Source organism: Nonomuraea sp. N2-4H, assembly GCF_045291505.1.
Classification (GTDB): domain Bacteria; phylum Actinomycetota; class Actinomycetes; order Streptosporangiales; family Streptosporangiaceae; genus Nonomuraea; species Nonomuraea fastidiosa.
This window is the reverse complement of record NZ_CP147987.1, coordinates 3,473,895-3,487,170: the sequence shown is the minus strand read 5'-3', so window position 1 is coordinate 3,487,170 and position 13,276 is coordinate 3,473,895. Positions and strand designations below refer to the sequence as shown.

16 protein-coding genes are annotated in these 13,276 nt (G+C 72.6%); 4 read left to right on the top strand and 12 right to left on the bottom strand.

Going from position 1 to position 13,276, the window contains the following annotated elements; translation table 11 throughout:
* Positions 1–67: 67 nt before the first annotated feature.
* The 6 genes from WBK31_RS16215 to WBK31_RS16190 are packed head-to-tail and all read right to left on the bottom strand — an operon-like array spanning position 68 to position 4,757.
* The gene (locus WBK31_RS16215) at positions 68–1,141 is read right to left on the bottom strand and encodes a hypothetical protein (RefSeq protein WP_364051611.1); all 1,074 of its coding nucleotides are present in this window, start codon (positions 1,139–1,141) and stop codon (positions 68–70) included.
* Positions 1,138–2,190 carry an ABC transporter substrate-binding protein gene (locus WBK31_RS16210; protein ID WP_364051608.1) on the bottom strand — a complete coding sequence of 351 codons (1,053 nt, stop codon included), beginning with the start codon at positions 2,188–2,190 and terminating at the stop codon, positions 1,138–1,140. Before WBK31_RS16210 ends, WBK31_RS16215 begins: the two co-directional genes overlap by 4 nt.
* 14 nt (positions 2,191–2,204) lie before the next feature.
* Entirely contained in the window at positions 2,205–2,438 is a 234-nt protein-coding gene (locus WBK31_RS16205) for a TOBE domain-containing protein (RefSeq protein WP_406675140.1), read from the bottom strand.
* Positions 2,438–3,181, bottom strand: coding sequence for an ABC transporter ATP-binding protein (locus WBK31_RS16200; RefSeq protein WP_406675139.1), 744 nt, complete (start codon positions 3,179–3,181; stop codon positions 2,438–2,440). The genes WBK31_RS16205 and WBK31_RS16200 overlap by 1 nt, the downstream gene beginning before the upstream one ends.
* Entirely contained in the window at positions 3,178–3,969 is a 792-nt protein-coding gene (locus WBK31_RS16195) for an ABC transporter permease (protein ID WP_406675138.1), read from the bottom strand. Before WBK31_RS16195 ends, WBK31_RS16200 begins: the two co-directional genes overlap by 4 nt.
* Complete coding sequence (locus WBK31_RS16190; RefSeq protein WP_364051599.1) at positions 3,966–4,757, bottom strand: ABC transporter permease; 792 nt, start codon at positions 4,755–4,757, stop codon at positions 3,966–3,968. The genes WBK31_RS16195 and WBK31_RS16190 overlap by 4 nt, the downstream gene beginning before the upstream one ends.
* 166 nt (positions 4,758–4,923) lie before the next feature.
* Between WBK31_RS16190 and WBK31_RS16185 the strand changes: the two genes are divergently transcribed.
* Complete coding sequence (locus WBK31_RS16185) at positions 4,924–5,868, top strand: LacI family DNA-binding transcriptional regulator (RefSeq protein ID WP_364051596.1); 945 nt, start codon at positions 4,924–4,926, stop codon at positions 5,866–5,868.
* A 179-nt stretch (positions 5,869–6,047) separates the two neighbouring features.
* On the opposite strand, the gene WBK31_RS16180 is transcribed toward WBK31_RS16185, so the two are convergent.
* A complete protein-coding gene (locus WBK31_RS16180; RefSeq protein WP_364051593.1) occupies positions 6,048–6,299 on the bottom strand; it encodes a MarR family winged helix-turn-helix transcriptional regulator in 252 nt (83 codons plus the stop codon).
* Between WBK31_RS16180 and WBK31_RS16175 the strand changes: the two genes are divergently transcribed.
* Positions 6,298–6,888: an LLM class flavin-dependent oxidoreductase gene (locus WBK31_RS16175; protein WP_406675137.1), complete on the top strand. Its 591-nt coding sequence runs from the start codon at positions 6,298–6,300 to the stop codon at positions 6,886–6,888. The two genes, WBK31_RS16180 and WBK31_RS16175, sit on opposite strands and share 2 nt — an antisense overlap.
* A gap of 111 nt (positions 6,889–6,999) precedes the next feature.
* Here WBK31_RS16175 and WBK31_RS16170 read toward each other — a convergent pair whose 3' ends face one another.
* The gene (locus tag WBK31_RS16170; protein ID WP_406675136.1) at positions 7,000–7,827 is read right to left on the bottom strand and encodes an alpha/beta fold hydrolase; all 828 of its coding nucleotides are present in this window, start codon (positions 7,825–7,827) and stop codon (positions 7,000–7,002) included.
* A gap of 101 nt (positions 7,828–7,928) precedes the next feature.
* On the opposite strand from WBK31_RS16170, the gene WBK31_RS16165 reads away from it, so the two are divergent.
* Positions 7,929–8,327 (top strand): helix-turn-helix domain-containing protein, encoded by a 399-nt coding sequence (locus WBK31_RS16165; RefSeq protein ID WP_364051584.1) that lies wholly within the window; start codon positions 7,929–7,931, stop codon positions 8,325–8,327.
* Positions 8,328–8,348: 21 nt separating this feature from the next.
* Positions 8,349–8,885 (top strand): GNAT family N-acetyltransferase, encoded by a 537-nt coding sequence (locus WBK31_RS16160; protein WP_406675135.1) that lies wholly within the window; start codon positions 8,349–8,351, stop codon positions 8,883–8,885.
* A 371-nt stretch (positions 8,886–9,256) separates the two neighbouring features.
* Here WBK31_RS16160 and WBK31_RS16155 read toward each other — a convergent pair whose 3' ends face one another.
* The 4 genes from WBK31_RS16155 to WBK31_RS16140 form a co-directional block, all read right to left on the bottom strand.
* Entirely contained in the window at positions 9,257–9,703 is a 447-nt protein-coding gene (locus WBK31_RS16155; RefSeq protein WP_406675501.1) for an MFS transporter, read from the bottom strand.
* A 331-nt stretch (positions 9,704–10,034) separates the two neighbouring features.
* Positions 10,035–11,024, bottom strand: coding sequence for an aldo/keto reductase (locus tag WBK31_RS16150; protein WP_406675134.1), 990 nt, complete (start codon positions 11,022–11,024; stop codon positions 10,035–10,037).
* A gap of 17 nt (positions 11,025–11,041) precedes the next feature.
* Positions 11,042–11,977 carry an aminoglycoside phosphotransferase family protein gene (locus tag WBK31_RS16145; RefSeq protein ID WP_406675133.1) on the bottom strand — a complete coding sequence of 312 codons (936 nt, stop codon included), beginning with the start codon at positions 11,975–11,977 and terminating at the stop codon, positions 11,042–11,044.
* Positions 11,978–12,002: 25 nt separating this feature from the next.
* Entirely contained in the window at positions 12,003–13,241 is a 1,239-nt protein-coding gene (locus WBK31_RS16140; RefSeq protein ID WP_364051572.1) for a GNAT family N-acetyltransferase, read from the bottom strand.
* Positions 13,242–13,276 lie beyond the last annotated feature (35 nt).

The following is a 13,276-nucleotide window of genomic DNA, read 5'->3' as shown; positions in this document are numbered from 1 at the left end:
GGTTCCGGTGCGTGAGCCGCGCCGCCCGCCCGGGTTCCGCCCGGGCGGGCGGCGCGCGTCCGGGGGCTTACCCGGCGGCGGCGAGTTCGGTTTCGAAGCGGCGGCGCAGCGCGGCCTTCTCGGGCTCGGGCAGCCAGCAGGCCTCCACCCCGGCCAGCGCCATCGCCCGCAGCCGCTCGTCCGGCACGCCGAGGTCTTCGGACAGGATGCGGTACTCCTCGGCCAGCGACGTCGGGAACATGCCCGGGTCGTCGGATGCGGGGATGACGTTCAGCCCGGCCTCGATCATCGCCGCGATCGAGGCCCGCCGCCACGGCCGCCACGACCGCCGCGACGTGGTCGAGATGACCGTGAACGGCACCTGCTCGTCCCTGACCCTGGCCACCACCTCGTCGTCCTCCAGGACGAAGTAGCCGTGGTCGATCCGGTCGCAGCCGAGCACGTCCAGGCAGGTGACCGTGTTGACGGCGACGGGCGCGTGCTCGGAGGAGTGCGCGGTACGGCGCAGCCCCGCCTCGCCGGCCAGCCGGAACGCCGCCGCGAACCGCTCGGGCGGCCCCGCCGTCTCCAGGTTGTCCAGGCCGATCCCGGCGACGTACTCGTGCGGGTGCTCCACCACCGTGCGCACCCACTCCAGCGCCTCCTCGCCGCTCCTGCTCCGGTCCACCGCCGCGATCAGCCGGCCGGTCATGCCGAAGTCGCGCTCGGCCATCCTGATGCCCTCGGCGTACGCCTCGACGACGGTCGCGTAGCCGAGCTTGCGCTGGTGCTCGGTGAGCGCGTCGAACGACAGCTCCAGGTGCAGGGTGTTGCTGGTGCGGTGGGCGGCTTCGAACGCCTCGTAGGTGATCCTGGTGAGATCGTCGGCGTCGCGCAGCGTCTGCAGCACCCACGACGACACCTGAAACAGCGAGTACGACACCTCGGGCTCGTCGGCGCTCCTGCCCTGCGGCACCGGGATGCGGGTGTCCAGGTAGAGCTTCGGGTCCGGCGGCAGCGAGTTGACCTGGGCGTAGATGCGCTCCGGCGGGTCCGGCAGATCGAGCTTCTCCCTGCGCGCCAGCTCGGCGAAGGTGGAGGCGCGCACGGTGCCGATCAGGTGGCAGTGCAGATCGACCTTGGGCAGCGCTGCGAGGTTCACTTGCCGGCCACCTCGCGGGTGAAGCGCTTGACCCACTCGTCGCGGGTGTCCACGAGCTGGGCCGGATCGAGCGTCTTGTAGCCGGCGGCGACCGGGTCCTTGGCCGCCTCGCCGGTCACCTTGGCGATCTCGGGCGGGATGTCGGCCTTCGGGTTCACCGGCAGGTCACCGACGATCTTCGCTGTGGCGCTCTGCGCCTCCGCCGACAGCAGGTAGTCGATGAACTTCTTCGCGCCCTCCTGGTTGCGCGCGCCCTTGGGGATCATGGCCCGGTTGGTGGCCATGTAGCGGCCCTTGGCGGGGGCGGTCCAGGCGATCGGCTCGCCCGAGGTGACGAGCTGGGTGGCGAACCCGCTGAGCGCGTCGGCGGCGACGATCTCGCCCTGTGACAGCAGGTTGGTGACCTCGGTGGTGGAGCTGTAGAACTGCAGCACGTTCGGCGCCCAGCCGGACAGCGTGCGCAGCGAGGTGTCGATGTCGTACGGGCCCTTGCCGTACGCCTCGCCCACCCCGGAGATCATGAGCTGCCCCGCGGTCACCGAGATGTCGGGCAGCGCCACCTTCTTGGCGTACGCCGCGTCGCCGAACAGCTTCCAGTCGGCCGCCTGATCCTTCGACAGCTTCTCGGTGTTGTAGATGATCCCGTTGAGCTGGTGGGTGTAGGCGGGCCCCTCGTAGGCGCCCTCGGTCGCGAACGGTGCCAGCTCCTTCATGGCAGGCACGTCCACCTTCTCGAACAGGCCGTCCTTCTGCCCGAGCGCGGCGAAGTAGTCGGAGATCAGCACCACGTCCGCCTCCGGCCTGCCCTTGGTGAGCTTGAGCTTCGACAGCCGGTCGGCGTTGGAGCCGGTGTCCAGCTCCACCTTGATCCCGGTCTTCTTCGTGAACGGGTCGACGACCGCCTGCTCGAACTCCTTCACCCCGAAGGGGAAGGTGCTGACCACGATGGTGTTCTGCTCGGCCTGCTCGCCGCCGGAGCTCGATCCTGAGCATCCGGCCGCGGCGAGCAGCGACAGGGCAACGGCCAGTACGGCACGGCGCGTGGGCATGGGTGTTCCTTCTTTCAGCGGGGAAGTGGGACCAGCCGGTCGTCCGGCGTGATCACCGAGACGCTCGATCCGGGAGCCGGGGCGTCGCCGCCGCGTACGTCGGCGAGCAGCCTGACGGTCGCGCCCGACGGGTCCACCACGTCGAGCGAGACCAGCAGATCGACGCCGCGGAAGGCGACGTCGGCCACCGTGGCGTGCAGGCCCTGGCCCTTCCCGGCGATGCGCAGGTGCTCGGGCCTGATGGTCATCAGGGTGCCGTCGGCGGCGGTGAGGAAGTTCTCGTAGCCGAGGAACTCGGCGACGAAGCGGTCGGCGGGCCGGGGAAGATCTCCTGGGGCGAGCCCTGCTGGACGATTCTGCCCTCGTTCATGATGACCATGTGGTCGGACATCTCCAGCGCCTCGTCCTGGTCGTGGGTGACGAGGATGACGGTCAGCCCGGTCTCGGCCTGGATGCGCCTGATCTCGGCCCGCATCTGCACCCGCAGGCGGGCGTCGAGGTTCGACAGCGGCTCGTCGAGCAGCAGCAGCTTCGGCCTGATCGCGATCGCGCGGGCGAGGGCCACCCGCTGCTGCTGGCCGCCGGAGAGCTTCTTCGGCTTGCGGTCCGCCAGGTGCGCCAGCCCGACCAGCTCCAGGACCTCCATGACGCGGGCCCGCCGCTCGGCGGCCGGCACCTTGCGCAGCTTGAGCCCGTACCCGACGTTGTCGGCCACCGTCATGTGCGGGAACAGCGCGTACGACTGGAAGACCATGCCGAGGTTCCGCTTCTCCGGCGGGGTGCGGGTGCTGTCCACGCCGCCGATGCGGATCGTCCCGGAGGTCGGCTCGGCGTAGCCGGCGATCATCCGCAGGGTGGTGGTCTTGCCGCAGCCGCTGGGGCCGAGCAGCGTCGTGAGCCTCCCGGCCGGCACGGCCAGGTCGATCGCGTCCACGGCGGTGAAGGCGCCGAACGTCTTGGTGACGGCGATCAGCTCGGCGGCGGCGGTCATGGGTCGATCCCTCCGAAGATCTTGGCGAACCCGACGGTGCGCTCGGCGACCATCGCGATGACGACGGTGGCGGCCAGGATGAGGGTGGAGGCGGCGGCCACCATCGGGTCGTAGGACTGCTGGACGTAGTCGAGCATCGTCACCGGCAGCGTGCGGAAGTCGCGCCCCTGCAGCAGCAGCGACAGCGGCACGTTGTTGAAGGACGTGACCAGGCTGAGCAGCCCGGCCGAGAAGATCCCCGGGCGCAGCAGCGGCAGCGTGACGCCGAAGAACGCGCGCAGCGGCGAGGCCCCGAGCCCCCTGGCGGCCTCCTCCAGCGCGGGGTCGGCCAGCGCCAGCGACGCGCCGGTGACGCGCACCGCGTACGGCAGCATCAGCGCGGTGTGCCCGGCGAGCAGGGTGCTGAAGTTGTCCAGGCCCAGCCCCACCATGAGCTGCTGGTAGAGCGCGAGCCCGACGACCAGCTCGGGCACGATGAGCGGCGACAGGAACAACCCCTCGACGAGCCCCTTGCCGGGCAGCCTGCCCCGGTGGATGGCGAGCGTGACGGGCACGCCGACCAGCAGCGCGAGCAGCGTGGCGAGCACGGCGAGCTGGAGGCTGGACAGCGCGGCCTCCATGAACGGCTCGTAGCCCAGCGCCTCGCCGAACCAGCGCAGCGAGAACCCGTCCGGCGGGAAGCGCAGCACGCTGCCCGAGGTGAACGCGGTGGACACCACGAAGATGATCGGCACGATCATCATGACGTAGCCAACGACCGCCAGCGCCGCCGTGATGGGCCGCTTCACGAGGTGGCCCCCTTGCGTCCCATCAGCGACGACAGCCCCGAGACCAGGAAGACCAGCACCGTCATGATGAGCGCCGTCGCCGAGGCCGACGCCCAGTCGACGGTGGTGCTCGCGTACGTGAACAGCTGCGTGGACAGCATCCGCTGGCTGGACCCGCCGAGCAGGTACGGCGTGGTGTAGGCGGTGACGGACCCGGCGAAGACCAGCGTGGCGGCCACCACGATGCCCGGCATGGTCAGCGGGATGACGATGTTCCACAGCGTGCGGATGCGGCCCGCGCCCAGCCCGCGCGAGGCGTCGTCGAGACCGGGATCGACCTGGGCGACGGCCGAGTAGCACGAGATGATCGCCAGCGGCAGGAACAGCTGGGTGAGCCCGAGGACGATCGCCACCTTGGTGTAGAGCAGCTGCGGCGCCGTCTCCACCAGGCCCAGCGAGACGAGGAGCTGCCCGAGCGCGCCCTTGGAGCCGAGGATCACCAGCCAGCCGAACGTCCGCACCACGTTGCTCAGCATCAGCGGGAAGATCGCCACCGCCAGCAGCACGCCGCTCCAGCGGGAGCGCGAGCGCGCCAGCCAGTACGCGATGGGGAACCCGAGGAAGACGCAGATGACCGTGACCACCAGGGCCAGCCCTACCGTGCGCCCGATGACCTCGAGGTCGTAGGGGTCCTTGAGCATCTCGCCCAGGCGCGCGAAGATCTCACTGGTCGAGACGTCCGGCGGCGCGAAGAGCATCGCGACCGAGGGGACGAGGAAACCCGCGAGGAGAAGGACGAGCCCTGGCACCAGTAGAAGGGCCGATGTGCGAGAGATGTCGGCGTCCTTTCTCGGTGGCGTACGCTGTCACTGGAACCGGTTACGGAACCGGTTGCATGAGCCTGACCATAGAGGACGAGCCGCCTCGCGCACAAACCACTGCGTTAAATCCGTGTTAACTGGTCAAGGAGGATCATTGCCGACACTGGCGGACGTCGCCGTACTGGCGGGGGTATCGAAGGCGACGGCCTCCCGCGCTCTGGGCCGGCCCGACCTGGCCGCCCCGGAGACCGTCGCCCGCGTGCGCGCGGCGGCCGAACAGCTGGGATTCGTGCCCAACCGGGCGGCCACCCAGCTCGCGCGAGGCAGGACCGGCGTGGTCGCCATCGTGGTGCCCACGCTCGACAACACCTTCTTCACCCCGATCATCGGCGGCGCCCAGGCGCGCGCCGCGGAGTCGGGCATGCAGCTCACCGTCGCGGTGCACTCGCTGGAGCACACCTCCCAGCTCGCCGCCGTCGAGCAGCTCGCCCACCAGGTGGACGGCTTCCTGCTCACCGCGCCACGGGGGTCCGACGAGATCATCCGCGCGGCGGCGGCGTACAAGCCCACCGTGCTCATCGACCGCGAGATCGACGGCATGCCCTCGACGGTCGCCGACACCGCCACCGCGTTCGGCGCGCTCGTCGGCTGGTTCGCCGACAAGGGGCACGAGCGCATCGTCTACGTCGGCGGACCCGCGGGATCCTGGCAGGACCGCCAGCGTCAGGCCGCCATCCGCGCCGCCGCCGAGGAGGGCGGGGTGACGCTGACCATGCTCGGTCCCTACCCCTCGACGTTCGCCTCGGGGGTGGCGGCGGCCGACGACGTGGTGGCCGCCCGCGCCACCGCCGTCGTCCCCTACGCCACCTCCATCGGGCTCGGCCTGATGTTCGCCCTCATGCGGCGCGGCGTCGACGACGTCGTGGTCAGCTCCGAGCGCATGGTCGTCGACAGCCTCGGCCTGCACGACGTGCCCTCGATCGACGTGGACGGCGAGAAACTGGGGCAGGTCGCCATGGATCAGCTCATGACGCTCCTCGGTGAGCGCAAGGAGGCCCCCGAGCCCACCCGCCAGCGCCTCGACGTCCCGCTCAGCTGATGCGGATGCCGCAGACGTTGCCGGCCTGCGCTTGATCGCCGGGGCCGCTGCGGGCCGCGCTGCCCGCAGCGGCTACCGCTGACCTGACCTCATCCCGGCGAGGTCCAGCAGGGCCGTGTGGGTCTCCTGGCCGGCCGCCGCGATCAGGTCGCCCGCGCCGCCGTCCGTGACGGCCGGGGTCATGCGCGGGCGGCAGGGACGGGGCGAGGGGCGGTGATGATGCCCGTCACCAGGCGCTCCAGGCGCTCACGGTCGCCGGGGTCGATGTCGCCGATGAGCCGCTCGACGTGCTCGGTGACCTTGCGGTGGGCCGCGTACGCGATCTCTCTGCCCTGCTCGGTCAGCTCGATGCGGGCCGCGCGGCGGTCGCGCTGGTCGCGCACCCTGGCCACCACGCCGCGCTTCTCGGCCCGGTCGACCAGCCCCGTCATGCTGCATCTCTCCAACCCCATGACTGACTACGGGCACGAGCTGCTGTTCGGCGCCAACCTCATCCCGTCGAGCGAGCACCCGGACACCGTAGTGGCGCCCGCCATGCTCGCGCAGAGCGCGACCAGCCTCGACCTGCTCAGCGGCGGGCGCTTCGAGCTGGCGCTCGGCGCGGGCGGGTTCTGGGACGCGATCGCGAGCATGGGCGGGCCGCGCCGCACCCCCGGCCAGGCGGTCGCCGCCCTGGAGGAGGCCATCGCGATCACCCGGGCCGCGTGGGACCCGCCCGGCGAGGTGATCTTCCACGGTGAGCATCACTCGATCGACGGCATGGCGCGCGGGCCGCGTCCCGCCCACGACGTCGCCATCTGGGTGGGCGGCTACCGGCCGCGCATGCTGGAGCTCATCGGCCGCGCCGCCGACGGCTGGCTGCCCTCGCTGCCCCGCCTGGAGGAGCTCGAGGCCCTGGAACGCGGCAACGCCGTCATCGACGAGGCCGCAGAACGCGCCGGTCGCCAGCCGCCGGCATCAGGCGGCTGCTCAACCTGGCCGAAGAACCGCCCGCCGAGCAGCTGGCCGAGCTGGCGCTGACCTACGGCACCAGCGTCTTCACGCTCCTCACCATGGATCCGGCGCGGATCAGGCGGTTCGGGGAGGAGACGGCGCCCGCCGTACGCGAGCTCGTGGCCAAGGAGCGCGTGGTCACTCCGCGATGAACGGGCGCAGCAGCGCGAGCAGGGCGCGCGGCCTGTGCAGCGGGATGATGTGGCCGCAGTCCTCGATGACGTGCCCGGTCAGGTCGCCGGCGTACGGGCGCAGCTGCCGCTCCAGGGCGGCGCCGACGGGTTTGGCGCCGATCGCCAGCGTCGGCACCGTCAGCCGGGCGGTCACCGCCTGCTCGATCTGCGCCGCGCTCTGCGGCAGCGCCCGGTAGTAGGAGAAGGCGCAGGCCAGGGCCTCGCGACCGGTGTACGCGCGGACGAAGGCGTCCCTGATGGCGGGCGTGACCCCGTCGCCGAGGGTGCCGGCGTCCAGGAACCAGTCGACGTACGCGGCCTCGTTGCCCTCCAGCACGGTCTCGGCCAGGCCGGGCACCGCGTGGAAGCCGAACCACCACGGCGGCCCGCCGGCCAGGAAGTCCTCGGCGCCGGGCAGCCGGCCGAGCAGCGACTCCATGACGACCAGGCGCCGCACGAGGTCGGGACGGCGGGCGGCGAGCAGGAAGGCGGGCGGGGTGCCCGCGTCGATGCCGGCCACCGCGGCCGAGGACACGCCGAGCGCGGTGAGCAGCGCGGCGGCGTCATCGGCCAGGGTGGCGGCATCGTACCCGGTGGCGGGCCTGCTGCTCGCGCCGAACCCGCGCAGGTCCGGCGCGATCACCTGGTGGCGGGCCGACAGGTCGGCCATGACGTCCGTCCACACCTGCCACGTGTGCGGGAAGCCGTGCAGCAGCAGGACGGCGGGGCCGGAGCCGGCGATGGCGACGTTCAGCTCGACGCCGTTGACGCGGACGCGGCGCAGCTCGGGCATGGGAGCACTCCAGGCGTGGTGAGAAAGGGTGACCAGGTCACAGTAGGGAACTAGGCTGGTTTCCCCAAGACGGCACTTCTCTCTCAGGTGGTGAGCTCCAGGTGACCAGGTCCGAGAGCGCGGGCGGCCGGCGGGGAGACCTGTTCGACCCGCTCTGCCCGACCCGGCAGCTGCTCGACCGCGTCGGCGCCAAGTGGACCTCGATGGCGGTCAAAGTGCTGGCCGAGGCGGCGCCGGACGAGCTGCGGTTCGCGGAGCTGCGGCGCCGCATTCCCGGCATCTCACAGAAGATGCTCTCGGTCACCCTGCAGAGCCTGGTGCGCGACGGGCTGGCCGAGCGCCGCGTCGAGCCGACCGTGCCGCCCGCCGTCCACTACCGGCTCACCGATCTCGGCCTGTCGCTCGAAGGCCCGCTCGCCGCGCTCCGCCAGTGGGCCGAGACCCACATGGCGCAGATCGAGCACAACAACCGGCTCGCCGACGAGATCGGCCCCACCTGAGCGTGCGGTAGGTTGCCCGCCATGGTTGAGATCGACTCCGTCGCCTGGCCGCCCGATCCCGTCAGGACCGAGCGCCTCCTGCTCAGGGCGCCGGAGGCCCGCGATCGCGCGGCGTTCGTCGAGCTGCTGTCCTCGCCGGAGGTGCACGCCTACCTGGGCGGCCCCGGCGACCGCGATCGGCTCGAACGCGAGCTGCCGGAGGTGCCGGGGCGGCCGGGCACCTTCGTCGTCGATCTCGGCGGGCAGATGATCGGGCTGGTGGAGTTCAAGCGCGCCGGCGAGCACGGCCGCCCGGCCGCCGTCGGCAAGGCCGAGCTCGGCTACCTGTTCCTGCCCCGGGCCTGGGGCCACGGGTACGCCACCGAGGCGTGCGCGGCGGCGCTCGGCTGGCTCGGCCGCGTCCTGCCCGGCGAGCCGGTGGTGCTCACCACCCAGACCGCCAACGCCGCGTCCATGCGCCTCGCGGCCAGGCTCGGGTTCGCCGAGGTGGAACGGTTCCACGCCTGGGGCGCCGAGCAGTGGCTCGGACAGCGTCCCCCGGCCAGGCCCGCCGTCTGAGCCCTGACTCTCCAGCAGCTCAGGCGAGGTGGGGGAGGGGTCGCCGGTGAAGCGGCGCAGCTCCGGGCTGAGCGCGGCGACGGCGGCGGTCACCAGGAGCAGCCCGCCGAGCGCGACGAGCGTCGCCGCGCCGCCCAGCGCCGCGGCGAGCGCACCGCCGAGCACGGGCCCGAGCGGCTTGAGCGCGAACCCGCTCACGCTCAGCACCGCGCCCACCCGGCCGAGCGTCGCCTCCGGCACCATGCGGGCGATCACCACGCTCACCACCACGTTCAGCGAGGGCGTGGAGAGCGTGATGAACACCAGCGGCGGCATCGGCCACCACATCCCGAAGGGCAGCGCCGTGGCCGCCAGCGCGGTGCCGAAGACCGTCACCACGGCCAGCGTGATCTTGCCGGGCGGCGGCAGCCTGCCGATGCGCCCCGACAGCGGCGCGCCGAACCGTCTCCTTCCGCGCGGCTGTCGTCCGATGCGCCTTCAGCGGCGGGGCGGCGCGGCACCTTCGCCAGGGCGTAGAAGAGCGTGGCGGCCACGTACGTGATCGCGTCCACCACGAACGGCACCGCCCGCCCCAGGCCGTACAGCAGCCCGCCGGGCGGCGGCCCGACGAGCCCGGCCGCGTGGGTGCGGGACTCCTCCTGCGCGTACGCGCTGTGCAGCTGCCCGGGCGGGACGATGCCGCGGATCGCCGTGGTCGTGAGGGGCGAGATGAACGCCACGCACAACCCGTCCAGCACCGCCAGCACGATGAACTGCCAGACCCGCACCTGGCCGGTGACCACCAGCGCCGCCAGCACCGCGGAGACCACGGCCTGCAGGCCCTGGGCGGTGATGAGCGTACGGCGGCGATCCCACCGATCGACCCAGACCCCGGCCGGATCTGCAGCGCGAGGTTGGCGGCGGTGCGGGCCCCGCGACGACGCCCGCCAGCCCTGGCGAGCCGGTGAGCGCCAGCACCAGCAGCGGCGTCGCGAGCCTGGTGAGCTCCGAGCCCAGCTCGGAGACCGCGCTGCCGGCCCACAGCAGCTGGAAGCGGACGTTCTTGCGCAGCGGGACGATGGCGGTCATGGGGCGGCTTCCTCGCGGGCGGGGGGCGGCCTGGCCGGGACGGGCGCCGGCCGGGTCGGGGCGGGACCGGGAGAAGATACCTCATCCTGCCTGCCCGGTAGGGGCGCGTTCGTCCAGCAGGCCCGCCTCGCGCAGATCGGACCACAAAGCCGCGGGTACGGGGGACGAGAACGCGGCGACGTTGCGCCGCACCTCCTCGGCCGAGCGCATGCCGGCCACGACCCCCGCGACGGCCGGGTGCAGCAGCGGGAAGGCCATCGCCGCCTGGGGGAGCGTCACGCCGTGGGCCGCGCAGACGTCCGCGATGCGGTGCACCCGCTCCAGCACGTACGGGGTGGCGGGCGCGTAGTCGTAGCGGGCTCCTTCCCGGGGCCGTTCCGTGGCCAGCAGGCCGGAGTTGAAGACGGACGCGGCCAGCACCGACACGCCGCGCTCGGCGCAGGCGGGCATGAGGTCGTCGAGCGCGCTGTGGTTGAGCAGCGTGTAGCGGCCGGACAGCATGACCACGTCGGCGTCGGTCTCGCGGACCAGGCGGGTGAGCTTGGCGGAGTCGTACATGCCCGCGCCGATCGCGCCGACGACGCCCTGCGCGCGCAGCTCGGCCAGCGCCGGGTAGGCGTCGCGCAGCGCGGCCTCGAAGTGCTGCTCGGCGTCGTGGAGGAACAGCACGTCGATCCGGTCGACGCCCATGCGGGCCAGCGAGTCCTCGACGCTGCGCAGGACGCCGTCGCGGGAGAAGTCCCAGACGCGCCGGTGCGTGGCCGGCACGGCGAACTCCTCGTCCATCCGGCCTTGCGGATCCTGCGGCACCAGCAGCCGCCCGACCTTCGTCGAGAGCGTGAACTCCGCCCGCGGCTTGTCTCGCAGCAGCTCGCCGATGCGGCGCTCGGAGTGCCCGATGCCGTAGTGGGGTGAGGTGTCGTAGTAGCGGATGCCCGCCTCCCAGGCCGCCTTCAGCGCCCCGGCGGCGGTGGCGTCGTCCAGCGGTTCGAACAGGCCGCCCAGCGGGCCGCCGCCGAAGCCCAGCTCGGTGACGCCGACCATACTGCGGCCGAGCCGATTCATGCGCATAGGCTGTGTCTCCCTCGTCATGCGGTCGCGAGATGGTCGGACAGGACGTGCGTGATGACGCGGCGCTGCTCGGCGGCCTTGACCCGGTCGGAGTCAGTGTCGGAGTCGATGGCCGAGGCCAGCAGCAGCAGGGCCTTCCACAGCGCCCACCCGCGCGCCCGCGCCCACATGCCGGGGTCGCCGCCCACGGCCGCCCGGAAGGCCTCCCTGGACGCGCCCTCGAGCATCGTCCAGGCGATCACCAGGTCGCAGGCCGGGTCGCCGACCCCGGAGGTGCCGAAGTCGATCACGGCCGTCAGCCTGCCGCCGGCGACCAGCAGGTTCCCGGCGGCGACGTCGCCGTGGAACCACACGGGCCGCCCGGTCCAGGTCGCCGCCAGCGCCGCCCGCCACACCTCGGCGGCCAGATCCGTATCGACGCGGCCCTCCAGCGCGGCCAGGCAGCGGCGGGTCTCCTCGTCGTAGTGGCGCAGCGAGGCGCCCCGGTAGAAGCTGTGCTCGCCCGCCGCAGGACCGCCCGTGGAGTCGCAGCGCTGCAGCGCCAGCAGGAACTCGGCCAGCTGCACGGCGAACGCCGACATGTCGCCGATGCGCGACGGGTGCGCGGTCTCGCCCTCCAGCCAGCCGCGCACCGACCACGGATGCGCGTAGCCCTCGCCGGGCTCGCCGGTGGCCAGGATCGGCGGCACGGCCACCGGCAGGTGCGGCGCCAGGCGCGGCAGCCAGACGCTCTCCTTCCGCACGGCGGGCGCGTAACCGGCGGCGGTCGGCAGGCGTACCGTCATGTCCTCGCCCAGCCGGTACGTACGGTTGTCATGGCCGTCCACGGGCACCGGGACGACCGGCAGGCCCGCCCACTGAGGGAACTGGGCGGCGATCAGCCGGCCTACCAGGTCGGCGGTGATGCCCGCGCGCCCGTCTCGAGGCGCGGAGACGGCGGATGCGTTCTGCATGAAACTCCGTTTTTATCAGCGCAGGTCAGAAGGCCGGGAACGCCCAGCCGGAGGGGTGGAAAGGGGCGCGCTCGCCGCGGAAGGCGAGCGAGGCGGCGGCGAGCGCGCCGGGACGCAGCTCCTCCACGCGGCCCGCCGCTGCCAGCGACGACAAGGTGGTGCCGCCCAGGTAGGCCGCGCCCAGCTCGGCGGCGGTCAGCCGCAGGTCGGGATGGGCCCGCGTACGCTCGCAGGACACCGACTCGCCGCCGGCCGTCAGGCGGTAGCGGCCCGCGTTCCACGGGCAGAAGGCGTCCTGCACCTCCAGCACCACGTCCAGCGGCGCCGCGTACCCGCGTGCCGCCAGCGCCCGCGGCACGTCCGCGAGCCGCACCCACAGGTTGTCCATCACGGTGGCGTGCGCCGCGCGCGGATCGGACATCAGGTGGATCAGCGGCTCGTCCACGGCCCCGTCGTAGGCCAGCTCGCTGTGCGCGTCGAGGTCGATGAGGAAGCGCCACAAGGCGGCGTACGCCTGCCTGGTGGTGGCCGCGACCTCGATCACCCGCACAAGAGGCGGCTTGGAGCGGTAGAGGGCGTAGCCGGTGACCTCGCCGCCCCGCTCGGTGTGCACGGCGAAGCGCAGCGCCGTGCCGCCGTCGCGGGCCCGCTCGTCCTCGGCCAGGCGCGCCTCCCAGAACCGGTCGGTGCGGTCCACCCACCCGACCCCGCTCCTGCGCGCGGTGTCGTAGACCTTCTCCAGCAGCGGCCTGGCCTCGTGGCGGCCGAGCAGGCGGATCGTGCCGTCGCCGACGTCGGTGCCGGGCCGCAGGCCCATGAACCTCTTGTCGCCCCTGATCAGGGCCACCTGGCTGGCCAGGCCGTAGCCGAAGCGGCCGTAGATCGTGGCCTGGGCGGCGTTGAGCGCGGCGAACGGCTCGCCGCCCGACTCGTACAGGTCGGTGAGCTGCCTGCGCATCATCGCGGTGAGGATCCCGCGCCGGCGGTGGGTGGGCAGGACCGCGACGAGCGTGATGCCCGCTACCGGCACGGACACCGGCGCCGTCCAGCCGGGCACCGTCATCACGCGGCCGTAGATGGACGCCCCGCCGACGATGTCGGGGCCGTCGCAGGCGGCCAGCGTGCGTGCCGGGTCGAGGGAGCGGGCGGCGTTGCGCAGCCCGCCCTCGCGCCGCCAGTCCTGGCCGTAGGTGGTGGTGACCATGCGCGCCCAGGCGTCGATCTCGTCCGCTCCGATGGTGCGCAGCGGATAGGTGGTTGTCATGCTTCGAGCGTGGCCGGATAAAGATCCATAGCGCA